Origin of the sequence: Curtobacterium sp. Curtsp57 (assembly GCF_047324335.1) — a bacterium.
In the GTDB taxonomy this organism is placed as follows: Bacteria; Actinomycetota; Actinomycetes; order Actinomycetales; family Microbacteriaceae; genus Curtobacterium.
In genome coordinates, this window is record NZ_CP168511.1 from 2,266,996 (window position 1) to 2,292,633 (window position 25,638).

The 25,638-nt window shown below is 70.9% G+C and carries 23 protein-coding genes; 7 read left to right on the forward strand and 16 right to left on the reverse strand.

Annotated features, from left to right (window positions below; all coding sequences use genetic code 11):
- Positions 1-29: 29 nt before the first annotated feature.
- The 3 genes from ACEN9V_RS10590 to ACEN9V_RS10600 all read right to left on the reverse strand — a co-directional run bounded on the left by ACEN9V_RS10590 (position 30) and on the right by ACEN9V_RS10600 (position 2,989).
- Positions 30-797, reverse strand: coding sequence for an ABC transporter permease (locus ACEN9V_RS10590; RefSeq protein ID WP_413600279.1), 768 nt, complete (start codon positions 795-797; stop codon positions 30-32).
- 94 nt (positions 798-891) lie between these two features.
- The gene (locus tag ACEN9V_RS10595) at positions 892-1,659 is read right to left on the reverse strand and encodes an ABC transporter ATP-binding protein (RefSeq protein WP_413600280.1); all 768 of its coding nucleotides are present in this window, start codon (positions 1,657-1,659) and stop codon (positions 892-894) included.
- 52 nt (positions 1,660-1,711) lie between these two features.
- A complete protein-coding gene (locus ACEN9V_RS10600) occupies positions 1,712-2,989 on the reverse strand; it encodes an amidohydrolase family protein (RefSeq protein ID WP_413600281.1) in 1,278 nt (425 codons plus the stop codon).
- Between the two features lie 153 nt (positions 2,990-3,142).
- On the opposite strand from ACEN9V_RS10600, the gene ACEN9V_RS10605 reads away from it, so the two are divergent.
- The 3 genes from ACEN9V_RS10605 to ACEN9V_RS10615 are packed head-to-tail and all read left to right on the forward strand — an operon-like array spanning position 3,143 to position 6,053.
- The gene (locus tag ACEN9V_RS10605) at positions 3,143-3,772 is read left to right on the forward strand and encodes a cupin domain-containing protein (protein WP_413600282.1); all 630 of its coding nucleotides are present in this window, start codon (positions 3,143-3,145) and stop codon (positions 3,770-3,772) included.
- Positions 3,769-4,713, forward strand: a complete 945-nt coding sequence (locus ACEN9V_RS10610; RefSeq protein WP_413600283.1) for a PDR/VanB family oxidoreductase — start codon at positions 3,769-3,771, stop codon at positions 4,711-4,713. The genes ACEN9V_RS10605 and ACEN9V_RS10610 overlap by 4 nt, the downstream gene beginning before the upstream one ends.
- Before the next feature lie 41 nt (positions 4,714-4,754).
- Positions 4,755-6,053: an amidohydrolase family protein gene (locus ACEN9V_RS10615; RefSeq protein WP_413600284.1), complete on the forward strand. Its 1,299-nt coding sequence runs from the start codon at positions 4,755-4,757 to the stop codon at positions 6,051-6,053.
- A 96-nt stretch (positions 6,054-6,149) separates the two neighbouring features.
- On the opposite strand, the gene ACEN9V_RS10620 is transcribed toward ACEN9V_RS10615, so the two are convergent.
- Positions 6,150-6,893 carry an SDR family oxidoreductase gene (locus ACEN9V_RS10620; protein ID WP_413600285.1) on the reverse strand — a complete coding sequence of 248 codons (744 nt, stop codon included), beginning with the start codon at positions 6,891-6,893 and terminating at the stop codon, positions 6,150-6,152.
- A gap of 78 nt (positions 6,894-6,971) precedes the next feature.
- On the opposite strand from ACEN9V_RS10620, the gene ACEN9V_RS10625 reads away from it, so the two are divergent.
- Positions 6,972-7,550, forward strand: coding sequence for a TetR/AcrR family transcriptional regulator (locus tag ACEN9V_RS10625; protein ID WP_413600286.1), 579 nt, complete (start codon positions 6,972-6,974; stop codon positions 7,548-7,550).
- A gap of 133 nt (positions 7,551-7,683) precedes the next feature.
- On the opposite strand, the gene ACEN9V_RS10630 is transcribed toward ACEN9V_RS10625, so the two are convergent.
- The 7 genes from ACEN9V_RS10630 to ACEN9V_RS10660 all read right to left on the reverse strand — a co-directional run bounded on the left by ACEN9V_RS10630 (position 7,684) and on the right by ACEN9V_RS10660 (position 15,102).
- On the reverse strand, positions 7,684-8,592 hold the full coding sequence (locus ACEN9V_RS10630) for a carbohydrate ABC transporter permease (protein ID WP_281266501.1): 909 nt from the start codon (positions 8,590-8,592) through the stop codon (positions 7,684-7,686).
- 98 nt (positions 8,593-8,690) lie between these two features.
- Positions 8,691-10,055 (reverse strand): ABC transporter substrate-binding protein, encoded by a 1,365-nt coding sequence (locus tag ACEN9V_RS10635; protein ID WP_413600287.1) that lies wholly within the window; start codon positions 10,053-10,055, stop codon positions 8,691-8,693.
- A gap of 72 nt (positions 10,056-10,127) precedes the next feature.
- Positions 10,128-11,015, reverse strand: a complete 888-nt coding sequence (locus ACEN9V_RS10640; protein WP_281266499.1) for a carbohydrate ABC transporter permease — start codon at positions 11,013-11,015, stop codon at positions 10,128-10,130.
- 83 nt (positions 11,016-11,098) lie between these two features.
- Positions 11,099-11,899, reverse strand: a complete 801-nt coding sequence (locus tag ACEN9V_RS10645; protein ID WP_413600288.1) for a serine hydrolase — start codon at positions 11,897-11,899, stop codon at positions 11,099-11,101.
- Entirely contained in the window at positions 11,890-13,035 is a 1,146-nt protein-coding gene (locus ACEN9V_RS10650) for a serine hydrolase domain-containing protein (RefSeq protein ID WP_413600289.1), read from the reverse strand. The genes ACEN9V_RS10645 and ACEN9V_RS10650 overlap by 10 nt, the downstream gene beginning before the upstream one ends.
- On the reverse strand, positions 13,032-14,201 hold the full coding sequence (locus ACEN9V_RS10655; RefSeq protein ID WP_413600290.1) for an exo-beta-N-acetylmuramidase NamZ domain-containing protein: 1,170 nt from the start codon (positions 14,199-14,201) through the stop codon (positions 13,032-13,034). The genes ACEN9V_RS10650 and ACEN9V_RS10655 overlap by 4 nt, the downstream gene beginning before the upstream one ends.
- A 1-nt stretch (position 14,202) precedes the next feature.
- Positions 14,203-15,102, reverse strand: a complete 900-nt coding sequence (locus ACEN9V_RS10660; protein ID WP_281266495.1) for a MurR/RpiR family transcriptional regulator — start codon at positions 15,100-15,102, stop codon at positions 14,203-14,205.
- Positions 15,103-15,207: 105 nt separating this feature from the next.
- On the opposite strand from ACEN9V_RS10660, the gene ACEN9V_RS10665 reads away from it, so the two are divergent.
- Genes ACEN9V_RS10665 through ACEN9V_RS10675 form a run of 3 tightly spaced genes read left to right on the forward strand, consistent with a single transcriptional unit; the run spans position 15,208 to position 17,952 of the window.
- The gene (locus ACEN9V_RS10665) at positions 15,208-16,155 is read left to right on the forward strand and encodes an N-acetylglucosamine kinase (protein ID WP_413600291.1); all 948 of its coding nucleotides are present in this window, start codon (positions 15,208-15,210) and stop codon (positions 16,153-16,155) included.
- Positions 16,145-17,107: an N-acetylmuramic acid 6-phosphate etherase gene (gene murQ, locus ACEN9V_RS10670; RefSeq protein ID WP_413600292.1), complete on the forward strand. Its 963-nt coding sequence runs from the start codon at positions 16,145-16,147 to the stop codon at positions 17,105-17,107. The genes ACEN9V_RS10665 and murQ overlap by 11 nt, the downstream gene beginning before the upstream one ends.
- Before the next feature lie 5 nt (positions 17,108-17,112).
- A complete protein-coding gene (locus ACEN9V_RS10675; protein ID WP_413600293.1) occupies positions 17,113-17,952 on the forward strand; it encodes a C40 family peptidase in 840 nt (279 codons plus the stop codon).
- 52 nt (positions 17,953-18,004) lie between these two features.
- On the opposite strand, the gene ACEN9V_RS10680 is transcribed toward ACEN9V_RS10675, so the two are convergent.
- The 5 genes from ACEN9V_RS10680 to ACEN9V_RS10700 form a co-directional block, all read right to left on the reverse strand.
- Complete coding sequence (locus tag ACEN9V_RS10680; protein WP_413600294.1) at positions 18,005-18,988, reverse strand: AraC family transcriptional regulator; 984 nt, start codon at positions 18,986-18,988, stop codon at positions 18,005-18,007.
- 342 nt (positions 18,989-19,330) lie between these two features.
- A complete protein-coding gene (locus ACEN9V_RS10685; protein ID WP_413600295.1) occupies positions 19,331-22,453 on the reverse strand; it encodes a glycoside hydrolase family 38 C-terminal domain-containing protein in 3,123 nt (1,040 codons plus the stop codon).
- A gap of 52 nt (positions 22,454-22,505) precedes the next feature.
- Positions 22,506-23,324: a carbohydrate ABC transporter permease gene (locus ACEN9V_RS10690; protein WP_413600296.1), complete on the reverse strand. Its 819-nt coding sequence runs from the start codon at positions 23,322-23,324 to the stop codon at positions 22,506-22,508.
- A gap of 13 nt (positions 23,325-23,337) precedes the next feature.
- On the reverse strand, positions 23,338-24,288 hold the full coding sequence (locus ACEN9V_RS10695) for a carbohydrate ABC transporter permease (RefSeq protein WP_413600297.1): 951 nt from the start codon (positions 24,286-24,288) through the stop codon (positions 23,338-23,340).
- Entirely contained in the window at positions 24,285-25,556 is a 1,272-nt protein-coding gene (locus tag ACEN9V_RS10700; RefSeq protein ID WP_413600298.1) for an ABC transporter substrate-binding protein, read from the reverse strand. Before ACEN9V_RS10700 ends, ACEN9V_RS10695 begins: the two co-directional genes overlap by 4 nt.
- Positions 25,557-25,638: the final 82 nt, after the last annotated feature.

Below are 25,638 nucleotides of genomic sequence, written 5' to 3' on the forward strand. Positions count from 1 at the left end.
GGATGATGGGAGGGATGGTCGGGGGGGGCTCAGCCGAAGTCGTGCCAGCGCCCGACGGCGAGGCGACCGATCAGGCCGAAGAGCAGGAAGACGGCGACGCCGTAGAGCGAGGCGATGATGATGGTCGCGTAGAGCTCCGGGCCCATCAGGCGTGAGGCGGTGACCTGGATGAGGACGCCGAGCCCGGGGTTGCCGCGCTGGAAGAACTGGTCGCCGACGATCGCGCCGATGACCGACAGCCCCGCAGAGGTCCGCAGGCCGACGAAGATCGACGGCAGCGCGGCGGGGACCTGGAGCTTCATGAGCTGCGCACCGCGCCCGGCCCGCTGCAGCTGGAAGAGCTCGCGTTGCGCCCGGTCGGCGGACTGCAGTCCGAAGAGCGTGTTGGAGACCATCGGGAACAGGGCGATCATCACCGTGACGATGACCCGGCTGGTGAACTCGTAGCCGAACAGGGCGCCGATGAGCGGCACCAGCGCCAGGATCGGCACGCACTGCAGGACGACGGCGTACGGGTAGAGCGAGTTCTCGAGCCACTTCGCCTGCGCCATCAGCATCGCCCAGACGACACCGATCACGATCGCGAACGCGAGCCCGGTCAGCGACACGACCGACGTGCGACCGAGCGCCTTCCACAGGTCGCTGTCGAACGTCGTGGGGGCACCGTTCACGCCGGTGTCCCAGACGATCGCCTTGAGCACGAGGTGCGGGTACGGCACCAGGAACGCGAGGTTCCTGACGTGGTCGTAGTAGGCGGCGGCCGCGTACCAGACGCCGATCAGGACGGCGAAGACCACGACCGGCTGCCACCACGTGACGGCGCGACGCGGTCGGGAGCGGCGGTGGCGAGTCTCGCTGCCCTGGCCTCGGTGACCTGCTGCAGGGTCGTCATCAGCGGTGCCCCTCTCGGAGTGCGTGTGAGACCTCGCCGACCAGTTCGGCGAACTCGGGGGTGAACCGGATGTCGGGGTCGCGTGGCATCGGGAAGGGGACGTCGAAGCGGCCGACGATGCTGCCGGGGCGACCGGACATCACGATGACCTTGGTGGACAGGTACACGGCCTCGGACACCGAGTGCGTGATGAACAGCCCCGCGAAGCGCTGCGCGACGAAGAGCCGGAGGAGCTCGTCGTTGAGGCGCTCGCGGGTGATCTCGTCGAGGGCGCCGAACGGCTCGTCGAACAGGAACAGCTGCGGGTCGAGGGTGAGCGACCTGGCGAGCGAGACGCGCATCCGCATGCCGCCGGAGAGCTGCTTCGGCAGGTTCGACTCGAAGCCGTTGAGCCCGACGAGGTCGATCGCCCGTCGTGCCTTCTCGGCCCGGTCGGCCTTCGGTGCGTGCTGCAGCTCGGCGAGCAGCTCGACGTTGCCCTGCACCGAACGCCACGGCAGCAGCGTGGCGTCCTGGAAGACGTAGCCGATCCGGTCCGCGGCGACCTGGGCGGTCCCGTCCGAGGCGGTCTCGAGACCGGAGGCGATGCGGAGCAGGGTCGACTTGCCGCAGCCGGAGGGGCCGACGACGGAGACGAACTCGCCGCGGTCCACGGTGAGGTCGACTCCCTGCAGGGCGACGGTGCCGTTCGGGAACGTCATCTCGACGTTGCCGAAGTCGAGCAGCGTGTCCGTCGACGTGACGGGCGCTGGTGCGGTGGTGGTCACGTGTACCTCGTTTCGGTGGGGTGGGGCGGGCGGGTCGTGCCGGGAAGCCCGGTCAGGGGACGAGTTCGGGGGCGACGGGCGCTGCGAGCGCGGGTGCAGCGACGCTGCGGCGGACCTCGGTGACGGCGACGAGTCGGCCGTGCGCGATGACCACCCGGTCGGCGGGCGCGTTCGCCACGGCGTCGACGACGCTCGTCGCGTCCACCGCGACGAGGTCCGCGCGCGCTCCTGGCGCGATGCCGGCGACGGGCAGGCCCATCACGCTGCGAGCGCCGTCGCTGACGAGCGCGTACGCCTCGTCCGGCGTCAGGTGCCCGGCAGTGACCAGGAGCGATGCCGTCTCGAACGCGTCGGACCGGCCGACGGGGTTGAACGGGTCGCGGACGTTGTCCGCTCCGGCGGCGACGCGGACGCCGGCGTCGAGCAGGGCGCGCAGGGCGGTGAGTCCGCGGGGCGTCGACACCGGGTGCTGCCAGCCCTGCAGGTACAGGTTCGTGATCGGGAGGGAGATCACCCCGATGTCGGCGGCGAGCACGTCCGCGACGACGTCGGCGAGACGGCCGGGTTCGAGCGTGCCGAGCCGGACGCAGTGCCCAGCGGAGTACTGGCGGTCGCGGGGCCAGTCGCGCACGATCTGCGCGTACCGGTCGAGCGTGACGGGGCCGTCCAGGCTCTCGTCCGCGTGCAGGTCGACGCCGAGGCCCCGCCGCTCGGCGATGGCGAGGAGCCGGACGAGGTCGGCCTCCGGGTCGTCGGCGAGGTGCGGGGCGCCACCGACCAGGTCGACGCCGAGGTCGAGGACCGCCTCGACGTGCTCGTCCGGCGCGTGGTGTCCGGCGAGCGCGACGAGCTCCAGGTCGACGAGCCCGGCGAGCTCGCGGCGGACCTGCACGAGCGCCCGCGCACCACGGGTGGCCGCCTGCACGTCGGCGGTCCCGCGGGCGCTCAACACGTCGACGTGGGTCCGGATGGAGGTCGTCCCGGCAGCGAGCATCGCGAGTGCCTGCGTCCGTGCGCGATCCGCGATGTCGGCCACGGTCATGTCGTCGGCGTGGTCGACCCACGCCTCGATCGCGGACCCGAGGTCGCCGAGCGGCGGCTGGATGCGGTCGAAGCTCAGGGCCTTGTCGAGGTGCGCGTGCGGTTCGGCGGGCGCGGTGAGCAGGAGCCGGCCCTGCAGGTCGAACGTCGCCGCTGCATCGGCGGTGAGGGAGCCGGCCGTAGCGACCTCGACGACGGTCTCGCCGTCGATCCGGACGTCGACGGTGCGCCCGTCCGGCAGTGTCGCTCCGCGCAGCAGGGCAAGTGCGTTCGGCAGGGTTGGCCGCATCGGAACGCCCTCTCGATCATGTGTCAGAATGTTGATCGCATCAACATTGCTGATGCTATGAGGACCACGTTTCCCACGTATTTCGCGGCGGTTGCCATGTGTGACGGTCGCGTCCCGGTGAAACCCCGCCCGTGACCGACCGACGGAGGAACAGTGCCCACCGACCTCATCGAGCCCGGCTCGACGAACACCCGCGTCGTCGACGAGCAGGCACTCCGCACCGGCGAGCACATCCGCGCGCTGCGCCGGTCGCACGGCCAGACCCTCGTCCAGCTCGCCGAACGCACCGGGCTGTCGCACCCGTTCCTCAGCCAGCTCGAACGCGGGCACTCCCGCGCCAGCATGGTCTCGCTCGAGAAGATCGCGATCGCGTTGGGCACGAGCCAGGTCGAGCTGCTCGCGGCCGGGGACGCGCAGCACCGCGAACCCGACGACCGCTCCCCCGACGTCCTGCGCGCCGCCGACGGTGCCCGCGGTCCGTTCTCGAAGGGCGAGGCGCGCCTGCTCGTGCACGGTGGCCGGCACGCGTTCGAACCGCTCGAGTTCACCGGCATGAACACCGACCCCGGCGAGTACTACGAGCACCGCGAGGACGAGTTCCTCTACGTGCTGTCCGGTTCGCTGCTCCTCGACCTCGGCAGCTCCGGCGTGCAGCACCTGGAACCGGGCGACTCCGCGTACTACCGCGGCGGCACACCGCACCGGTGGTGCAGCCCGGACGGCGGGCGGTTCCAGCTCGTCGTGGTCAAGCAGAGCCCGTTCGGCGGGGAGGGCGGCGCATGAGCTCTCGATTCCCCCTCCGGATCGCCGCCCGCCGGACCGTCGCGTCGGACGTCGTCGCGATCGACCTCGCCGCTGTCGGCCCCGAGCCGCTCCCCACCTGGCAGCCGGGCGCACACCTCGACGTCGAGGTCGCACCCGGCGTCGAGCGGCAGTACTCGCTCGTCACCACCACGGACGACGGGCACTGGCGGGTGGCCGTCCTCCGCGAGCACGGTGGCCGCGGTGGCTCGGTGGCCGTCCACGACACGCTCGAGGTCGGGAGCACCGTGACGGTCGGCGGCCCGCGCAACCACTTCACCTTCGAGCCCGACCGACCCGCGGTGTTCGTCGCCGGCGGCATCGGCATCACCCCGATCGCCGCGATGATCGCCGAGGCCGAACTCCGTGGGACCCCGTGGGAGCTGCACTACGCGGGTCGCCGGCGGGACGCGATGGCCTTCGCCGAGGACCTCGTGGCCGACCACCCGGGCCGGGTGTCGCTCGCCGTGGCAGACGAGGGCACACGACTCGACGTCGATGCACTGCTCGCCGTGCCACGTGACGCGGTCGTGTACTGCTGCGGCCCGAAGCGCCTGATGGACGCGGTCGAGGAGGCGGCGTCGCACTGGCCGGACGGCAGCGTCCGGGTCGAACGGTTCGAGGCCTCCGACGCCGCCACGCTCCCCGGCACGGAGTTCGAGGCCGAGCTGGCCGTGTCCGGGATGACCCTGGCCGTGCCGGCGGACCGCACGCTGCTCGAGGTCGCCGAGGACGCCGGGGTGTTCGTCCTGTCGTCCTGCCGCGAGGGCACGTGCGGCACCTGCGAGACGCCGGTGCTCGAGGGCTCGGTCGACCACCGCGACGCCGTGCTGAGCGCCGCGGAACAGGCCGGCGACCACACCATGATGATCTGCGTGTCCCGCGCGGCACGGGGCTGCCCGCGCCTGGTCCTCGACCTCTAGCCCGAAACCGCCCCGAAACGCACCGCTGCTAGAACCGGTCCATGCTCACCGTCACCGGCGCACGCCGCGTCCTCGTCGACCCCAGGACCGAGCGGGACGGAGACGTCCTCGTCGACGACGGCTCACCGGACCACGCGACCCTCGACGCCTTCGGCTGCGTCATCACCCCCGGCCTCGTCAACGCCCACCACCACCTGCTGCAGACCGCCTTCCGGACCCTCCCGGGAACGCGCGGCGTGCCGATGGCCACCTGGCTGCCGACCATGGCCGATGCGTACGGCCGGGTCGGCCACGATCCCGAGCTCTACGGACTCGCCGCGACCGTCGGAGCCGCGGAGGGCCTCCTGTCCGGGGTCACCACGATCGCCGACCACCACCTGAACTGGCCGGCCGCGGCGTCCGCGGACGACACGGTCGCGCTGGCGGCCGCGACGGCCGGGGCGGTCCGAGCGCTCGGTGGCCGCCTGGCGTTCGTCCGCGGCTCCGCGCGGGACGACCCGGACCGCGCGGCCGCGTCGGCCGAGGCGATCGTGACCGGTCTGCTCCGCCCCGACGCCGTCGGCGGTGTCGACCCCGACGGTCTGCTCCAGGTCGCGGTCGGACCGGCGGGCGTGCACTCCGACGGTGAGGCGACGTTCCGCGCGCTCGGCGACGTGGCCGCACGCCACGGGCTCCGCCGCAGGACGCAGGCGAACGAGCAGGTCGACACCGCCATCGCGCTCGAGCGGTACGGCCGACGGCCGATCGACCTGCTCGAGGACTGGGGCTGGCTCGCGCCGGACGTGACCATCGCGCACCTGTGCGACGTGACCGACGACGAGATCGCCCGGCTCGCCGCCGCCGGCGTGACCGCGACGCACGCGCCGGGGTGCGACGTGCCGATGGGGTGGGGCATCGCCCCGGTCGCACGGCTCACGGACGCCGGGATCATGGTCGGACTCGGGACGAGCGGTGGCGGCAGCAACGACGCAGGGCACCTGCTCGCGGACGCCCGGCTCGCGATGCAGGTGTCGGCACTGGTCGGGCCGCAGCTCCCGGCCCGGCAGGTGCTCGGCATGGCGACGGAGGGCTCCGCCCTCGGCCTCGGCCGACCGGAACTCGGGCACCTCGGTGCGGGTTCCGCCGGGGACCTGTGCGTGTGGGACGTGTCCGGGGTCGCCGACGCCGGTGTCGACGACCCGGTGGCCGGCCTGCTGTGGGCGTCACCGGGGCGCCGGCCCCGGCACGTCGTCGTCGGTGGGCGCCTGGTGGTCAGGGACTTCGCGCTCGTGGCCGCCGACGAGCGCGAGCTCGCGGCCCGGCTGCGGGACCGGTTGGCACGGACGCCGGTCACGACGTGACGGACAGGTCCGCCACCACCGGCGTCAACCGCTCGGGCCTCGTCCACATGCCCTACCGGGCGCTCGGTGTCGTCGAGCGGTGCTTCGATCTCACGGTCAGGCGTGCAATCCGGACCCGCCGCCGACGACGACGTTCTCACCCGTGATGTAGCCGGCGTCGTCGGACAAGAGGAAAGCCACTGTCGCGGCGATTTCGCGGGCCGCACCGAAGCGGCCGAGCGGAATCGCGGTCGACATCGACTCGGTGATCGTGGAGAGCTGCTCTGGGGGCAATCCGGACTTGGCCCATATCGGTGTCGTGATCGCTCCCGGGCTGACCGCATTGACCCTGATCCGGCGTGGCGCGAGCTCCAACGCGAGTGAAGGAACCATCGACAGGAGAGCTCCTTTACTGCCGGCGGCGGCGCTGCCACCGGCAATCCCGCGCGTTGCACCGATACCGACCATGAACACCACGGACGCACCATCGGTGAGCAGAGGTGCGGTCTTCTGCAGAGTGAAGAACTGTCCCTTCGTGTTCGTGGCGAACAGTTCGTCGTAGGTCGTTTCGTCGATCGCTTCAAGCGGCAGCGCCTTACTGATGCCGGCGTTGAGGAACACACCGCTGAGTGCACCGAATCGCTCCGTGATCTCGGCCACCAACCGGTCAGAGTCCGCGAGCGATGCTGCGTCCGCCTGCACCACCACCACCTCTTCCGGAAGGATCCCCCGGGCGGTACGGATCGTGTCCGGATTCCTCCCGGTGACGACCACCCGTGCGCCTCGCTCGTGCAGAAGCTGGGCTGTCGCAAGCCCGATCCCGCTGGTTCCACCAGTGATGAGCACAGTCTGTTCTGCCATCAGATCTCCGAATTCCTTATTCGGAGGCACCCTCCGACTGAAATCGACGATACGTGACCCGGGTATTCTGTGCAAACGATGAGTGCCGAACAGCAGCGGAGACCCCGCGCAAGGATCGCCGAGGCACGCCGTAACCGGCAGACCCTGCTCGACACTGCGACCCGGCTGTTCGCCGAGGGCACCGGCCCCGTGGCGTTGGAGACGATCGCGCGGGCCGCGGGAGTCGGCATCGGCACTCTGTACCGGCACTTCCCGACGCGGGAAACACTCGTGGAAGCGGTGACGCTCGATCAGATGGCTCACCTGCGCGAGACCTCGACGACGTTGCTCGCCACCAGGCAACCCGTCGAGGCATTCCGGGAATGGCTGGGCGCTTTCGCCCGGTGGTCCCGGACCAAACACGGGATGCTCGACACCCTCAGCAAGATCATGACCACCGGCAACCTCGATGCCGGCTCACTCCGCGCCACGTTGACGGCGACAGTCGGACTCTTTCTCGATGCAGGCATCCAGGACGGCACATTCCGCGACGACGTGCCGGCCGGCGACATCGCAGCACTCCTCGCATCGACGTTGGTCACCCACTCGGCTGAGGCCCAGCAAGATCAACTCGACAGACTCCTGCATCTGATCGTCGACAGCCTGCGTCCTCTTTGACCCCGACCATCACGCGGCTCTCGTTGCTCTTGGAGTCCCCGGGGTGTCGGCCCCGGCACGTCGTCGTCGGCGGGCGCGTGAGGGACGGGAGGCTCGTGGCGGTGCCGCCACGAGCCTCCTGTCCTGTGGTGGCTCAGTCCGCGAACCGCTTCTGCAGCCGGAGGAAGACCGCCGAGACGCCGACCACGATGACGAACCCGACGACGGCGAGCGCCGTCGCGAGCCCCATCGACTGCGCCGTCGTCCCGAACCCACCGAAGCCGGTCCGGTAGAACAGCGTGCCGAGGACGTCCGTCGAGCCGCTCGGCCCGGCCTGGCTCCCCTGCATGATGTAGATCAGGTCGAACGTCCCGAAGGCGCCGATGAAGTTCATCGTCGTGATGAGCAGGATCGTCGGTCGGATCGCCGGGATGAGGACCGACCACAGGATCCGGAACCGCCCGGCACCGTCGAGCGCTGCGGCGTCCATCGTGTCCTGCGGCACCTCGGTCAGCGACGCGAGGAACACCAGCACCGGGAAGCCCATGCCGACCCACGCCGTGATGACGGCGATCGTCGGGAGCGCGAGCGTCGTCGACCCGAGGAACGGCAGCGCGAGGGCGTCGAGGTGCAGCGCGTGCAGCACGGAGTACAGCACGCCGCTGTTCGGTTCGAGGTAGATCGTCCAGATGTACGCGATCGCGACCGGGGGCAGCGTGAACGGCAGCATCATGATGATCGAGTAGCGCTGCGACGCCCGCTCGTTGACGATCATCATCATGTACGCGAGCCCGATGCCGAACACGAGCGTCAGGACCATCGAGATGGCGAAGAAGTACAGGTTGTGGCCGACCGCCCGCCAGAACTCCGGGGCGAACGAGGGGTCGAAGAGCGTGAACGTGTAGTTCCCGAGGCCGATGAAGTTCGACAGCGGGCCGGTGCCGTTCCAGTTGTAGAAGCTGTACCGGACGCCGTCGAGCAGCGGGAACACCACGAAGACCGCGAAGAGCAGGAACGCCGGTGCCACGAAGGCGGCGAGGATCGCGACCTGGCGCTTCGGCATCCCGCGGGGGACCCGCGGTGCTGGCTGGTCCGAGGGAGCCGCGGGAGACGGGGCGGGCGTGCCGCCCCGCCTCCCGGAATCGGTGATGGTGGCCATGGTCACTTGGCCCCGAAGTACCAGTCGAGCTTGCCGTTGATGTGCTCGGCGGCTTCCTGCGGGGTCGTCTTGCCCTCGAGGAGCGGCACGACGACGTCCTGCTCGGCCGTGTACACGCCCGAGGTCGTCGACACCGTCTTCTTCTTCGAGAGCGACGCCGGGTCGGGGTCCGGCGTGTCCATCGGCGAGCGGATCCCGATGATCGGGTTCGCCGCCTGGGTGTCGAACCACTCCGCGGCCTGTCGGCTGAGCGGGTACTTCTTCGGGATCGTCACCCCGGCGATCGGGGAGATCTCCCCCGCGACGTCCGAGAACGCGTTGCCGAACTTCTTCGTCGCCGTGTAGGCGATGACCTTCTCGGACGCCTTCTCCACGGCCGAGTCACTGATCTTCGCGTTCATCGAGATGTTGCCGTCGACGTACCAGGTGATCTTCGGCTTCTGGCCGTTGGGCGACGGGACGAGCATCTGCCCGTAGTCGAGGTCGGGGTTCACCTGGTCAATCGTCGCCGTGTCGAAGATGCCGTCGATGATGAACGCCGCCTTGCCGAGCGCGAAGGCCGTCTCCTGCTCGTTGCCGGCCGAGCCCGTCGCCTGCCAGTTGTCCTGCAGGTACGGCGCGAGGTCCTGGAACGCGGCGAGCGACTGCACGAACTCCGGGTCCGTGTAGTCCGACTTCTTGTCCGTGATCGCCTGCGCGGTGGTGTTGCTCACCGTGGACGCGCCGACCGCCTGCAGCTGGAGCGACATCAGCCACTGCTGGACGCCCATCGTGTACATCGGGGTCGTCCCCTTGGACTTGAGCTTCTTCATCGCGGCGATGAACTGCTTCCACGTGGTCGGCTTCTCGATGCCGGCGTCCTTGAGGATCTTCTTGTTGTAGAACATCGACATCGTCTGGACCGCGAAGGGGACACCGTACGTCTTGCCCTCGTACTGCGCGGCCGCGAGCGACGCCGGCTTCATGCCGGAGGTGTCGGCGACGTCGTCGATCGGCTTGACGAGCCCCGCCGCCGCGTACGTCTGCGTGCCGTTGCCGGCGCGGTCGTAGAAGATGTCCGGCCCGCTCCCACCGTTCATCGCGGTCTTCAGCACGGAGTCGTAGGACGTCGCGGAGATGGACCGGAACTTGATCGTGAGGTCGGTGCCCTCGGCGCGCAGGTTCTTCTGGACGCTCTCCCACAGGGGCTTGTCCTGGGAGCGCCACGACCAGACGGACACGGTCGGCCCGCTCGAGTCCCCGCTGTCGGCACCGGCGGCGGACCCGCCCGCTGAACACCCGGCGAGGGCGATGGCGGCTGCGGCGACGGCGCCGACGACCGCGAGGGTCCTGCCGCGACGGTGTCGGGTGGTGTGCGTTCGTTGCATGGCTCCGGACGTCCTTTCGGGGTCGGTCGGCTTTCGGGTTCGGTCGGCTTTCGGGGTCGGTCGGGGAAGCGGTCAGGCCTTGACGCCGCCGCCGACAAGGTTCCGTCGGAACTGCTTCGCGACGAGCAGGAACCCGATGAGGGTCGGCAGGCTGATGATGACGAGACCGGCGAGGAGGAGTTGCCACTCCGTGGAGTGCTCGCCGACGAAGGAGAGGATGCCGACGGGCACGGTCATGCTCGACGGGTCCTGCACGAGGAGCAGCGGGAGGAAGAACTCCTTCCACGCCGACAGGAACTGGAAGATCGCGACGATGCCGAGCGCCGGGCGGATCAGCGGCAGCACGATGTGCCAGTAGATCCGCAGCGGGCCGGCACCGTCCATCACCGCGGCCTCCTGCAGCTCGAAGGGGATCGTCCGCATGAAGTTGACGAGGATGAACACGCTGTAGGAGATCCCACCGGACGCGAACACGATGACGAGCGACGTGAGCGTGTTCAGCAGGTGGAGGTTCTTGATGAGGATGAAGATCGGCAGCGCGATGATCTGGATCGGCAGCGCGAGGCCGGACACGAAGAACAGGTACAGCAGCTGGTTGCCCGTGAAGCGGTAGCGCGCGATCACGAACGCGGCGAGCGACGAGAACGCCAGGATCGCGGCGACGGTGACGCACGCGACGATGATCGTGTTGGCGAGGAAACGCCCGATGTCGCCCTCGTTCCAGGCGTTCGGGTAGTTCTCGACGTGGAACACGTCCGGCCACGACAGCGGGGTGCCGAGGATGCCGGGGATGTCCTTGAACGACAGGAACACGACGAACAGCAGCGGCAGCAGCACGACGATCGACGCGATGACGAGGACGACGTGGCTCACGACCGGAGCGGCGCCGGCCCGCCGGCCGCGGTGCCGCGTCGGTGCTGCTCCTGCGGGGCGAGCGGGCCGAGTGGGGATGGCGGTCATGAGCGGCATCCTTTCCGTGGTTCTTCGTCTCGGGAGCGAAGTTGTCGGAAGGTTACCTAGCGCGACGCAATTGCGTCAATGGTTTACGTGATCAGGAAACACGATCGCAACACGCTCCCCACGGACCGGATGACCGCATCGCCCTGTGCCTCGTCGAAGCCGCGCGTGCATACCGCCAGGACGGACACATCATCGGCGTCCGCAGTGGTCGCGAACGCGGCGACGTCGTGCACGACCCCCGGGACCCACCCGCTCTTCGACCCCCACCACCGACCGGGTGGCAGCTCGCGCGCGATGTGCGGAAAACGCTGTCGTGCGAGCACCGCACGCGCGAACGCGGCGCTCGACGCGGCGAGCATGCGACCGGACACGAGCAGGTGCATCGTGCGGGCGAGGTCGGACGCGGACGACCGGTTCTCGAGCCCCGCACGCTGCGCCGGCACGTCGCCGAGCTTGCGGGCGAGGACCGTCCGGCTGAGCTCCGCCGCGCGGATGGTCTCCGCGATCCGTCCGGGACCGAGCAGGTCCAGGAGCACGTTGGTCGCCTCGTTCGAGGACCGTTCGATCATCATCCCGGCGAGCGCCGCGACGGTCGCCTCCGCACCGTCCGGCGGGAACTCCGGGTCGGCGTCCTCGGGATCCGGTCGGACGACGATGCCGCCGCCCGCCGCCGACGCCGTGGTCGAGGACACCGTGACCGATCGGTCCAGCGCGATCGTGCCGTCGTCGACCGCCAGGAGCAGGGCGAGGAGCACGACGAGCTTGATGGTGGAGGCCGCTGGCAGCACCACGTCGGCGTCCCGTTCGGACACCGTGCCACCGGTGGGGTCGAGGAGCACCCAGGTGACGAGCGGTCCGCCGTCACCGGCCACGCTCACCGGCACGCGAACGCCAGTTCGGCGACGTCGCGACGCAGCGCCGTGACACCCGACCCGTGTCGTGTGGGGTGCACCCGGTTCGTCAGCAGCACGATCGTCAGTCCGGCATCCCGGTCGACCTGGACCGACGTGCCCGTGAACCCGGTGTGCCCGCGCGAGGCCGTGCCGGAGGCGCCCATCCACGACGTCTCGCCGACGCGGAGCCCGAGACTGGCTCCCGTCCCGTCGCCGCGTGGATCCGGCCGTCCGGTCACCGTGGGTAGCTGGTCGTCCCACATCCACCGCGCGGTGACCTCGGTCTCGCCACGACGGAGCACCTCGCCGAAGCGCGCGACGTCGTCGACGTCGGCGAAGAGCCCCGCGTTCGCGGTCGCGCCGCCGAGTGACCACGACGACTCGTCGTGCACGTCGCCGCGCACGACGCCGCGGTGCAGCTCCGGCTGGTACTCGGTCGCGACGACGTCGTCCCGCAGCCCGGCATCGGTCGGTCGGTAGCGCGTGTGGGCGAGCCCGAGCGGGACGAGCGTCTCGCGCGAGACCAGGTCGGCCCACGGCTCGCCGGTCGCGGCCTCCGCCACGAGCATGGCCGTGTTGAACCCGGTGCACGCGTACTCCCAGTGCCGGCCGGGAGGCTCGGTGAGCGTCGTGCGCGCCAGGTCCGCCCGCAGAGCGGCCCGGTCCGACAGCGGCGACGCCCGGAAGGTCGGGGCACCGTCCGGCAGCGCGGCGAGCGCCGCGTCGAAGGGAGCCCGCCAGCCGGACCAGGTCGCCGGGAGCCCGGAGGTGTGGGTCAGCAGGTGACGGAGGGTGACGGCACGTCGGTCCGGGTCGGTCCGGTAGTCGGGCAGGTGTTCCGCGATCGGGTCGTCGAGGCCGAGCACACCGGACTCCACGAGCCGGAGGAGCGTGTACGCCGAGTACGTCTTCGTCACGGACGCCAGGTCGAAGCGCGCTCCGTCGGCGACCGCGGTGCGCGCCTCGGCGGGTATCGCGGCACCGTCGTCGTCGACCGTCGCGACCGTGCCACGGACGCTCCGCGCCGCGACGCTCCCGTCGACGACCACGACGGCGGCCGCTGCGGAGGCGACCCCGCCGTCCACCGCGACGTCGAGGAGCGTGGTGAGCCGAGCCTCCAGGCTCATGCGGTCACCCGGTCGTCCGTCGCGTCCGCGAACCCGACCACGTCGTCACCCGCGGTGAGCGCGAGCCGGAGTCGGTCGGATCCCCAGAGGCGGTCGAGCGGGCAGCCGGGCTCCGGTGGGGCGTCCGCGGGCTGTGGCCGCACGGCGAACGCGTCCGGGTGCAGCCGCGCGGCGGTCCCGATGATCGCGAGGCCGGTCCGGACCGGCCGGAAGCGCTCGCGGTCCGTCACGTGGAGGACGACCCCGCGCACGACCTCCCCCGCGTACTTGTGGAAGGTCGGCCGGTAGCGGGTCTCGCGGAAGCGGACGCCGGGGAGCTCGAGTTCGCGGAGTGCCGGCACGAACCGGTCGTCGAGCCACGGTGCGCCGACGGTCTCGAACGGTCGGGTCGTCCCGCGCCCCTCGCTGAGGTTGGTGCCCTCGACGAGCCCGGTACCGGGGTAGACGAACGCGGTGTCCGGTGTCGGCAGGTTCGGCGACGGCGTGACCCAGGGCCCACCGTCGAGCGGCCACGGTGCGCGGTCGTCCCACTCCGCGACCTCGACGACGTCGAGCGCCGTGGTCGTCCGGAGGCCGCCGGTGCCGGTGGCGACCGCCGTCCTGGCGAGCTCGCCGAGGGTCAGCCCGTGCCGGATCGGGACGTCCACCCGTCCGACGAAGCTCGCGAACGCCGGATCGAGGCCTGGACCCTCGACGAGGGTCCCGCCGATCGGGTTCGGGCGGTCGAGCACGACCACCGGGACGCCGGCGCGGTCGGCGGCGACGAGGCAGTCGACCATCGTCCACGGGTACGTCCAGAACCGCGTCCCGATGTCCGGCAGGTCGACGAGCAAGAGGTCGATGCCCGACGCGGCCATCCGCTCGGCCAGTCGATCGGGGTCGAGCTCGTACGTGTCGACGACGGGCAGGCCGGTTGCGCGGTCGTGTTCGAGAGCCTCGGACTCCCCCGCCTGCCCCGTGCCGTGCATGCCGTGCTCCGGTCCGAACAACAGGGCGAGACGCACACCGATGCGCTGCAGGGCGTCGGCGGTGCGCTCGAAGCCCGCGGTGACGGCGGTGTCGTTCGTGACCAGGCCGACGCGGGCGTCCCCGATCACGGACGCGCGGAGCCCGGGGTCGGCGAGCAGTCGGTCGATCGCGGCGACCGCCACGTCACGCACCGCCACGTCACGCACCGTCGCGGAGCGGTCGGACGGCGGAGTGGGTGCGCCGGATGGCGGCGACGCTCCGGTCGTGGTCGGCGCGGGCGACCCCGACGAAGAGGTAGTCGACGACGGTGAGCTGCGCGATCCGGCTCGCCATCGCACCGGAGCGGAAGGCGGTCTCACGGACTGCGGTCCGGAGCACGGCGTCCGCGACACCGCCGAGTGGCGAGTCCGCGGCGTTCGTGATCGCCACCGTCGCGGCGCCGCTGTCGTGCGCGGCGCGGAGGAACTCGATCGCCTCGCGCGTCCGGCCGCTGTGCGAGAACGCGATCGCGACGCCGTTCGGGCCGAGCAGCGTCGCCGGGACCAGCGCGTCGTGCGCGTCCGCGAACGACAGCGCCGTCCGACCGACGCGGAGGAGTTTCTGCGCGAGGTCGCGGGCGCCGGCGTTGCTCGCGGACACACCGAACACGATGACGGTGTCCGCGGCGGCGACCCGGTCGATGACGGACTGCAGCACGTCGAGGTCGAGCGACGCCGCGGTCTCCTGGATCCCGACGATCTCGGACCTGCTGATCTTCGCGATCATCTCGGCGAGGGAGTCCGCGTCGGTGATGTCGGAGCCGTACTCGCCGACCTGGCCGAACTGGGCGGACTCGGTCGCGAGCTCGGTGGCCATCTGCAATCGCATCGGGGCGTACCCGGTGAAGCCGATCGTGCGGCAGAACCGGACGACGCTCGTCTCGCTCGTGGAACAGTTGCGGGCCAGCTCGGTGATCGTCTGCTCGAGCACGATCTGCGGACGCTCGAGGATCGCCTCGGCCACACGCCTCGTCGAGGGCGGGTAGGTGTCGAGTCGCGACTGGATCGAGGTCCGGATGCTCACCCTGATGACACTATTGGGCGATTCCAGCACGGTCATGGACAACCTCTCCGAACGCGTTCCGATTGGTCGTCATGCTACGGAGCGGGATGTCGTCGCGTCAATGCTTTTCATCAGGCATGACGATCAGGTAAATTACCCACCATGGCACCAGCCGAGCCCGCTGCCCTCGTCGACCTGGGGAAGACGACGTGCCGAGTGCGCGTCGGCGACCGGTCCGCCTCGGGGCACGGGAGCGCCGGCCTCGCGGAGCACGACGGACTCGAGGACGCGATCGCCGCGATCACCGACGCACTGGCCGAGCTCCACACGCCGGGAGCTGCGCCCACATCACTCGCCGCACTCGCGACGTTCGCCGGCGGTGTCGCCATCGGCGCTGCCGGAGCCGCCACCGTGCCCGATCGCGCCCGCGAACTGGCGGACCGTGTCGCCACGGCCTCCGGCGGACGCGCCGTCGTCACGAGCGACGTCGTGACCGCGCACGCCGGTGCCCTCGGCGGCGCACCCGGGACCGTGCTGGTCGCCGGCACCGGAGCCGTCGCGATCGGGATCGACCCGACCGGACGGATCCGACGCGCGGACGGCTCCGGCATCTGGCTCGGCGACGACGGGTCCGGCCGCTGGATCGGACAACAGGGCCTGCGCGCTGCCCTCCGCGCGCACGACGGACGCGGACGCGACACCGCCCTCCGCGATGCCGCGATGTCGCTGGCGCCGTCGCTCGACGCACTGCCCGCCGTCATCGGCGGGTCCGCGACCCCCGAGCGCACCCTTGCCGCCTTCGCGCCCGTCGTCCTGTCGCACGCGGCCGACGGCGACGCCGTCGCGTCGGACATCGTCGAGCGGGCGATCGAGCACCTCGTCACGACGGCCCGCGCGGTGGCTCCACCCGAGTCTGCGACGCACGTGGTCGCGATCACCGGTGGACTCGTCGCGCACGACGGGTTCGCGGCGCGGCTCCGGCAGGCGCTCGTCGACGGCGACCTCGACGTCGTCGAGCCGCTCGGTGACGCCCTCGACGGTGCAGCACTCATCCTCGACAACCCCGATCTCCCCCATGAGAGGCAGGTGTCCCGTGTCGATGCCCCGTGACCCAGACGACGCGCTCCTCGACGCCATCGGCGACGAACTCAGCACGCTCGCCACCGAGTCCGTCGACGAGCGTCGCAGCTCCGTCGACCTCCTCGACACCGCCGACCTCGTCGCCGCCATGCACGACGGGAACCGCGCCGCGTTCGACGCCGTCGGCACCGCGCTCCCCGCGATCGCCAGCGCCGTCGACGCGATCAGCTCGCGGATGGCCGGCGGCGGTCGACTCATCTACATCGGCGCGGGGACGTCCGGCCGCCTCGGTGTCCTCGACGCGAGCGAGTGCCCACCGACGTTCGGGACGGATCCGTCGCTCGTCGTCGGCATCATCGCCGGCGGGGAGCGCGCGATCCGCTCTGCCGTGGAACGCTCCGAGGACGACGAGGCCTCGGGAGCAGCCGACCTCGCCGCCGTCGGGCTCACCGCGCAGGACACCGTCGTCGGACTCTCCGCCTCCGGCCGCACCCCGTACGTGCTGGGCGCGCTCCGTGCCGCGAACGAGGTCGGTGCGCTCACCGTCTCGGTCGCCGGCAACGAGCACTCCAGGACCGGCCAGACGGCGGCGATCGCGATCGAGGCCCCGGTCGGCGCCGAGTTCATCGCCGGCTCGACCCGGCTCAACGCCGGGACCGCCCAGAAGCTCGTGATCAACATGCTCTCGACCCTGACGATGGTGCGGCTCGGCAAGACCTACGGCAACGTCATGGTCGACCTCCGCGCGACGAACGCCAAGCTCGTCGCCCGCAGCCGCCGCACCGTCGTCTCGGTCACCGGCGTCGACACCGCGACGGCGGCCACCGCACTCGACGCGGCGCACGGCTCGGTCAAGGAGGCGGTCTTCGCGCTCCTGACCGGTAGCAGCCCCGCCACCGCGACGTCCGCGCTCGCCGCCGCCGACGGGCACCTGCGGATCGCGCTCGACCGGGCGTCCTCCTCGACGGGCCTCGCACGATGACGCGCATGCTCGACCTGCTGGCGACCCCGACGGTCGTCGGGGTCCCCGCGACGGTGCTCTGGAACGCCCCGACCGCCCCACGACCGATCGACGCCGCCGCCGTGGTCGACCATCCGGACCTCGTCGCGTGGGCAGCCGGCCTCGACGACGACGCACGGCTCGGACTGCTCGACCGCGCCGACACCCACGCCGTCCTCGGCGAGCCGGTCGTCGTCGTCGCCGAATCGGACGGATGGGCAGAGGTCCGCCTGCCGCTCCAACCCTCGTCGAAGCACCCGGACGGCTACCCCGGGTTCCTGCCGACCGCGCACCTCGTGCCGCTCGAGAGCCCGCGGACCGACCCGGTCGTCGTGCGGAGCGGGCTGCTCCTCGGCGCGGTGCTCGACCGCCGTGCAGCGGGCGGGTACCTCGGCCCCGACGGCGTCGTGCACGACCTCGCAGCGACCGCGGTCACGTCGCTGCGTTCGCCCTCGCCGGGGGCCGTCGACCCCTCCGATGCACTCGCGGTCGCCCGGACCTTCGCGGGGATGCCGTACCTCTGGGCAGGCTCCTCCGCAGCCGGTGTCGACTGCTCGGGGCTCGTCCACGTGGCCTACCGGGCGCTCGGTGTCGTCGTCCCGCGTGACGCCGACGACCAGGCCGAGGCCCTCGAGCCGGTCGCGCCGGAGGATGCCCGCCCCGGCGACCCGGTGTTCTTCGCGAACGAGCACGGCATCCACCACGTCGCCCTGGCGACCAGTGGCGGCGCGACCTTCCACGCACCACGGACGGGGCAGCTCGTCGGCGACGGGCGCTTCGACACGGTCCCGGCGACCGAGACGGTCACGGCCGCCCGCGTCCGCTGACCCGGCGGGCCGGGTGCTCGCCCCGTCACCGGTGGTGCTCCCGCGGGAGCGGTCACCGCCGGAGCGTCTCCGACGGCAACTCGCCGAAGCGTTCGGAGTAGGACGCAGCGAACCTGCTGACGTGCATGAAACCCCACCGAACCGCGACCTCCGTCACGGTGACGCCGCCCGGCGCGACGGCGAGGAGGTCGTCCCGGGCTCGTTCCAACCGGATCCGCCTCAGGTACGCCATCGGCGTCGTGTCGAGGGCGCGGCGGAATCCCTCCTGGAGGCTGCGCACGCTCGTGCTGACCGCGGACGCGAGCTCGCCGACCGTCCATGGTCGCGCCGGATCCTCGCGGAGCATGTCGACCGCCACCGACACCGAGCGGGCTCCCGAAGCGCCTCGGGGCGCGGAGAGCGCCGCCGAGTGGTTGTGCGACTGGCCGAGCAGCAAGCTCTGGAGGAACACCTGCTCGAGGCCGCGCGCCGCGATGGGGAACGCGAGGGGGCCGTTCGCCTGGCGGGATCCCTCGTCCACCAGCCGGATCGCCTGCGACACGGCCCGGCCCCCAGCGGTGGAGAGGTCGAACGCGGCGTCGAACTCGACCGGCACGGACACCGACGCATCCAGGAGGCGCTCCAGCTCGATCTCCAGGTCGCGGTGCGAGATCATGACGGCGACCTGTGCGAACGCGTCACCGCAGTCGAGTTCCACCGGCCGCCCCGGCATGAACACGCCCGCGGTGTCCTCCGTCCCGCGCATCGGAGACCCCCCGGCAGCGCGTGCCGTCATGCCGGATTGCACGGGGATGTCGAGGTGGTAGTCGACGGGCTCGGCCGTGCGGATCTTCACGGCCTCACGGAAGCGCATGTACCCGAATGTGATCCGGCCGAGCTGCAGGGCGTTGAGCGACATGTGCACGTCGGAGGAGCGATCCGAGGGAGCGATCTGCACCGGCAGGAAGACGTCACTGAGCGCCGCTGCAGCCTCGTCCACGGTCCCGGTGGTGGCGATCGAGTGCGACGCGAACATCTCGGCTGTGCTCTCGGTCATGACGCGACTCTAGGGGTCGCGAGCACCCACCCGCTGCGCGGCCGCGCTCGTCCCCAGTCACGTCGCGCCGAACGGATGGCGGCCCCGCGGGTCGCTGCATACCGTCGAACCCATCGGCGTGGGACGCCGGTGCGGAAGCGGTGGCCGTTCCCTTCGGGTGGGGAGGGCCACCGCTACCGGGTCACGGACAGGAGGACGGCGCACGGATCGTCGAGAGGACCGCGCTGGGCGGCACGCGGAGGTGTTCGTCCTGACGCGCTCGGCCGAGGAGCTCTTCGTCCGGTGCGACTGCCCAGCCGGCGCAGACCACCCCTTCCGGCGATCGACGGACGGGGATCCGCGCTAGCGGACGCCCCCGCGTCGGATGCGGACCGCTGCCGCCTCGAACGGCGCCAACGACGTGCGCACGACGCCGTCCACGAGATCGACCGGAGCCCCGGTGTCGTCGCCGAGGTAGGTCGACCGGACGACGGTGTCGACGTCCACCCCGAAGGCGAGCTCGACGTCGACCGGCTCGTCCGCGAAGGACTGCAGTCGGACGATCGACGTCTGCTCGTCGTCGCCGGCGACCACCGACACGAGCCGGACACGGGGATCGCTGATCGTGAGGAGCTCCGCCGCCACCCGGTCCGGGGCCCCCACACCGGACGCCGGGACGGCTGCGAGCGGCCGGACCAGGTCGGCCGTGGTCTGCACCGCCACGGCCTCGATCGGCTCGGCCGTGTGCGCCCGCACACCGATCGCGTACTCGAACGTGGCGGTGAAGCCCTGCTCGATCGGGAAGTTCGTGTCCCACACGTTGTTGTGCAGCCACGAGTACACGGTCGCCGCACGGTTCGGCGCGGTGCTCGCGGGGAAGGGTGCGTACGGCAGTGAGATCGTGCCGGGGTGCACGAGCGGTGCGTCCTTCGTCACCCACACCACCGCGTCGTCGCCGTCCTGCACGCTGACCCAGTTGCGGATCGCACGCATGTGCTGCGGGGCACCGGGCACGTGCTGCAACCCGTCACCGGTCACGCCGCCGGAGACCTCGTACCGGACCAGCGGCTCGGTCGCGGCGAAGGGGAACGCGAAGAAGGCGCTCTCCTTCGTGCGGGTGACGGGCTTCTCGAGACGGTTCTCGATGCGCAGCCGTGGCTCACCGTGCCGGAGGCGCAGCGTCACCGTGACACCGTCCACCCCGGCAGCGGCGAACCGGTAGACCAGCCGCTCCTCGACCGCGTCCGAGACCCGCTCGACGAGCACCGCCGGCCCTGCGGTCGTGCGGCCGGCGAGGAGTTCGAGCCGGTCCGAGCTCCACAGCTTGTTCGACAGGTGGTTCACACCCGCCCCGGACGAGCCGTACTCGTCGTAGACGTAGCCGTTGAACCCGGCAGGGGCGTCCTGCTCGACGATCTCCCGGCCGGTCGCCACCTCGACGACGGAGCGGATGGTGGAGGTCCTCGGGTCGACGACCACGCGGAGGTACGCGTTCTCGAGGGAGAACAGCTCGGCGGCCGGGGTGGTGAGGGCGTCGTGGATCCGAGGTGCGGCGACCGCGCCGTCGGACGGCAGCACGTCGATCCGCACGAAGCCGAACGCCGGGACGTCGGTCAGCCGCATCGTCAGCCAGCGGCCGGACTCGCGGTGCAGCGAGTTGGACTGCGGTTCGACGACCAGCCCGAGTGGAGCGCCGGTGCGGCCGTCACGGACACCGACACCGGCGTCGAGCGGCACGGTCGACTCCTTCAGCAGGAAGCGGACCGCTCCGGTGCGGGTGACGCCGGACGCGTTCGCCACCACGATCGACACGAGGGCGTCGTCCGGCGCCGCCACGGTGTCCGCGAGGTACACGAGTGCGTGCTCCTCGAGGTCACGGCCGCGCTGGTGACCGGTGAGCGCCTGCGCGACCTTCCACTGCCACTGCCGCTCCCCCGAGTCGTAGCCCTCGTCGCCGTGGGTCCACGAGTTGCTCGCACCCCAGGTGTGCTCGTTGAACATCGAGATCGCGTCGTACGCCTGGTCCGAGTCGGCGCGCTCCGTCGGGATCGCCTGACCACCGAGCCACGCGGCGGCCTGCGAGAAGGAGCGGGCGTCGCTCACGGTCGCCTGCGCCTCACGAGCGAGCGCGAGGGGCACGGCGGCCGACCCGACGCCCTCGACCCACCAGTCGCCCCAGTCCCCCTCGACCGTGATCAGCTCGTCGCCGTGGCGCGCCTCCGCCTCGGCGAAGAAGTCCTCGTTCGTCGAGACGCGCAGTGTCGGTGACGTCCAGGTCTCGTTCCACCGTCGGACGATCTCGGAGAGGTGCAGCCGGGCCGGGCCGTTGTCGCCCATGAAGCCCTGCGTGCGGAGGTGCAGCACACCCCACGGGTACCCAGGTCGTCCCTCGGCCTCCTCGCCGTGCGCACCGAACACCCCGGGTGGGAACGGGTAGCCGCGGGTCGCGAGGGCGGTGAGGTAGGCGGGCAGGTAGGTCTCGGCGACCTCGTACGACTCCGTCAGGCCCACCATCGGGCCCTCCATGTAGGCGAGGCCGTGCGGGCTGTCCGTCATCCACACCACGACGGAGTTGCCGGCGGGCGTGCGCCACCGGAACAGTCGCGGGAGCTCGAGGGCGCCGTTCTGGTGCGGCATCGAGCGACCCGCCCAGTTGTGCGCGACGGCGAGGTACCGGACGCCGACCTCCTGCAGGGCGTCGGGCAGCCCGGCGACCTGCCCGGGGACGTCGGTCTGCATGGCGGTCGTGAAGTCGATGCCGTACTGCTCCCGGATGCGTCGGGCCTCCCGCAGCAGCTCGTGGAGCTCCTCCGTCGAACAGGTGTCGGTGTGCAGGTTGTAGGGCATCGCGCTCAGGCCGATCGAGCCCTGCTGCACGAGCCGCACGAACTCGGCGACCTTGGCCGCTGGGCGGTGTCGCTCCCAGTCGGCGAACGCCCACAGCGCTTCGACGTTCCAGCGGAAACGCGCGGCGTCCGGCCACTCGCTCGTGGCGGCGGCGAGCTCCACCGCGGAGTCGAGGTACGACCGCTGTGCGGAGATCACGGTGGTCTGCGGGTCGGTGTACCCGAAGTCGAAGTGCGAGTGGTGCACGACGTGGACGGACCAGTCCCGCTGCGGCTGCAGCACGAACGACACGGTCTCGTCGCCGAGCTCGGGCAGCCCCAGGGTCACCTCGGTCGGCTCGTCGACGGCACGGACGAGGAGCCGGACGGATGTGTCGTCCGGGGCCGGAGCCCTGCCGACGACCAGGTCCCCGTCCGGCCCGGCGATCGTCGGGGTCACCGGGTCCGGGAGCCGGCCGTCGACGAGCAGCCGCACAGCCTGCACCGTCACCCCGTCCCGCTCGGTCTTCAGCGGTTCGGGGAGGACCCGCACGCGGGTGCCGCCGATGGTCGCGGCGACGACGGTGGCCCGGTCGAGCAGGCCGTCACGGGCCTCCAGGTGGGACCAGGGTTGCGCGGAGACGAGGGCGGGTTCGGTCATCGAGACGGACTTCCTTCTGGTTCTGGACGAGGTGCGGGGAACGGGGTCTGGGTCAGGCGGTCGGGTTGAGCCCACGGGCGAAGAACCGCTGGAACGCGAAGAACACGATGATCGTCGGCAGGGACGCGACGAGCGCCCCGGCGAGCGCCACCGGCGGCCCGTACGTGGAGTAGTTGCCGGTCAGGTCGGCCAACGTGGCCATCACCGGCCGGATGTTCGGGCTCGACGACAGCGTCAGGCCGAACAGCAGGTCGTTCCAGATCCAGGTGAACTGGAAGACGAACGCGGCGAGGAGGGCACTCGTCGACAGCGGCAGGTGGACCTGGAAGAACATGCGGACCCACCCGGCCCCGTCGAGCGACGCCGCCTCGCGCACCTCGTTCGGCAGGCCGGTCATGTGGCCGCGCACCACGAAGAACGCGAACGGGATCGTCAGCGCGACGTAGACGAGGAGCATGCCGTACTGCGTGTCGAACAGCGATGCCGCGGCGTACCCGGTGAAGAGCGGCGACAGGAAGGCCTGCAGCGGCAGGATCGTGCCGATGTAGATCACCCAGAACCAGAACGTCGGGCGCTTCACGGGCATGATCGTCACCGCGAATGACGCCAGCGCTGCGATGAACACCGCGGCACCGGCTCCGACCACGGAGTACAGCAGGCTGATTAGCATGCCCTGCCCGACGTTCGCGTTCTGGAAGGCGGTGGCGATGTTGTCGAACAGCGACCACGAGGTCGGCCACCACGACGGGGTGCCCGAGTAGTCGGCGCTCTTCGTGAACGCGTTGACCACGAGCAGGTACGACGGGATCAGCCAGATCAGTGACACGACCGTCAGCACGACGGCCAGGATGCGGCGAGAGGTCTTCGTCATCGGACGGCTCCAGCTAGTCGGTGGGTCGGAGTTGCCGGCGGAGGTACGCCCACGAGGCCACGACGACCACGAGCGTCAGGAACACGGCGACCGCCGCACCCGATCCGTACCGCGAGAGCGTGAACGTCTCGCGGTACATGGTGAGCGCGAGCGTCTCGGACGCCGTCCCTGGGCCGCCGTTCGTGAGGAGCAGCACCTGGTCGAAGACCTTCAGGCTGCCGACGATCGAGATCCCCACCACGACGACGGTCATCGGGCGCAGCTGCGGGAACGTCACCGACCAGAACAGCCGCCATCCGGAGGCTCCGTCGATCTGTGCGGCCTCGAGCGTGTTCGGCGGGATCGACTGGAGCCCGACGAGGAACAGGATCACGCAGGCGCCGGTGGCCTGCCAGGTCGTCGCGACGATCATCATCACGGTGTTCAGCGGCCACTGCAGCAGCCACTGCGAGACGAGCCCGTCGAGGCCGACCATCCGCAGGAGCGTGTCCAGGCCGCCGTCCGTCGAGAGCATGAACGTCCACACCACGGCGGTCGCCGAACCGGAGATCGCGTACGGCAGCACGATCGCGAACCGGGCGAGGCCGCCGAGCTTGAGCTTCCACGTGCCGACGGCGATCGCGAGACCGATCCCGACCGGCAGCAGCAGCGTGCCGACGACCCAGAGGAACGTGTTCAGCACGGACTGCCCGAACGCGGGATCGGCGAACATCGCGCGGTAGTTCTCGATCCCGACCCAGCTCCGGGTGAACCCGTTGTCGTTGAAGAAGCTGCGGTAGATCGTGAACAGGAACGGGACGACGAGCAGCGCGACCACCAGCACGACGGAGGGGGCGAGGAACGCGCCGCCGGTGAGGCGGGCCCTGAGCGGTGCCCGTCTCGGGGACGCGGGCCGACGTCGGTCGGTGGGCCGGGCCTCCTGGTCGAGCACCGTGTCGGGGACGGGCGGCTGTGTCAGCGTCATGCGGCGTTCCAGGTCTTCCACTCGGTCACTGCTCGGTTCTGCATGGAGCGCAGGGTGGCGGCGCCGTTCGGCTTCGAGGGGTTCACCATGAAGGACCCGAGGTCCTGCACGTTGCCCTCGATGAGCGGCGTGGGCGAGGCTTCCCAGTAGCGGGTGAGCTCGACGGGGCTGGTGTCGGCGATGTCCTTCGCCAGGACCTTCACGAGGTTCGACTTCGGCAGCGCGTGCGGGTTCGGACTGGTGTCGCCGAGGAAACCGACCCATGCCGTCTGCACGTCGGTCGCGAGCCAGTTCTCCGCGACCTCGACCGCTGCACGGTGCCGGTGCGCCTTGACCGGGACCGACAGCGACCCGCTCTCGACGACGATCGCCGGTGCCGCCGACCCGCGCGGCGGGACCCGGAAGAACCCGATGTCCGCGTCGGAGAGCCCGGCGGCGAGGAGGGTGTTCGCGAACCACGTGCCGTAGAGCATCATGCCGAACTTGCCCTGCTTCACGAGGCCGGGCAGGTCGTTCGACGTGACGTCCGGCGCCGAGAAGAACCCCTCGGCGTACATCGAGGACCAGAGGTCCATCGCCTGCTGCGCCGGGGCCTCCGTGTAGCTGGCCTTGTCCGTCGTGACGGCCTTGTAGTAGTCCGGGTCGATCGAGGCGAGCAGCTGCATGAACCAGATCTCGGCCTCCCACGTGGTGGCACCCGGGGAGAGGAACGGGGTGATGCCGGCGTCCTTCAGCCGCTGCGCCGCGTCGAGCATCTCGTCGAACGTCGTCGGCACGTCGATGCCGTGCTCGGCGAACGCCTGCTTGCTGTAGAACACGGCGTAGTAGCTCTTGTAGAGGGGGACGCCGTAGGCCTTGCCGCGGTAGCTGAACGACTCGCGCTGCGCCGGGTCCACCCACCCGTGCTCGATGGCGGCGTCCCACACGGGGTTCAGGTCGGTCAGGATGTCGGCGCGGGCGATGTCCTGCAGCCGGTACCCGTTCGTCCACTTGATGAGGTCGGTGGTGCTGTCGGTCTGCGCCGTCATCCGGATGACCTGCGTGTAGTTGTTCACGCTGGCGATCGACCGCGACGTGATGCGGTACCCGATGCGCTTCGCGAGCACCGCGGACGCTGCGGCGTACCCGGGACCCCACGTGGGGTTGTCGCTGTTCAGGGTGACCGTGCCCGGTGCGGACGGCTGCGTGTCGGAACCCCTGGCACAGGCGGCCAGGGTCATGGCGAGCAGGCCGCCGCCGCCCAGCGCGAGCGCGGTGCGTCGGGTCACGGCAGGCCCTCTGGAGAACGGGTTGGGCATCGGGCGTTCCATTCGACGGTGAATTGATAACGTTACCAACGGGAGCATACAC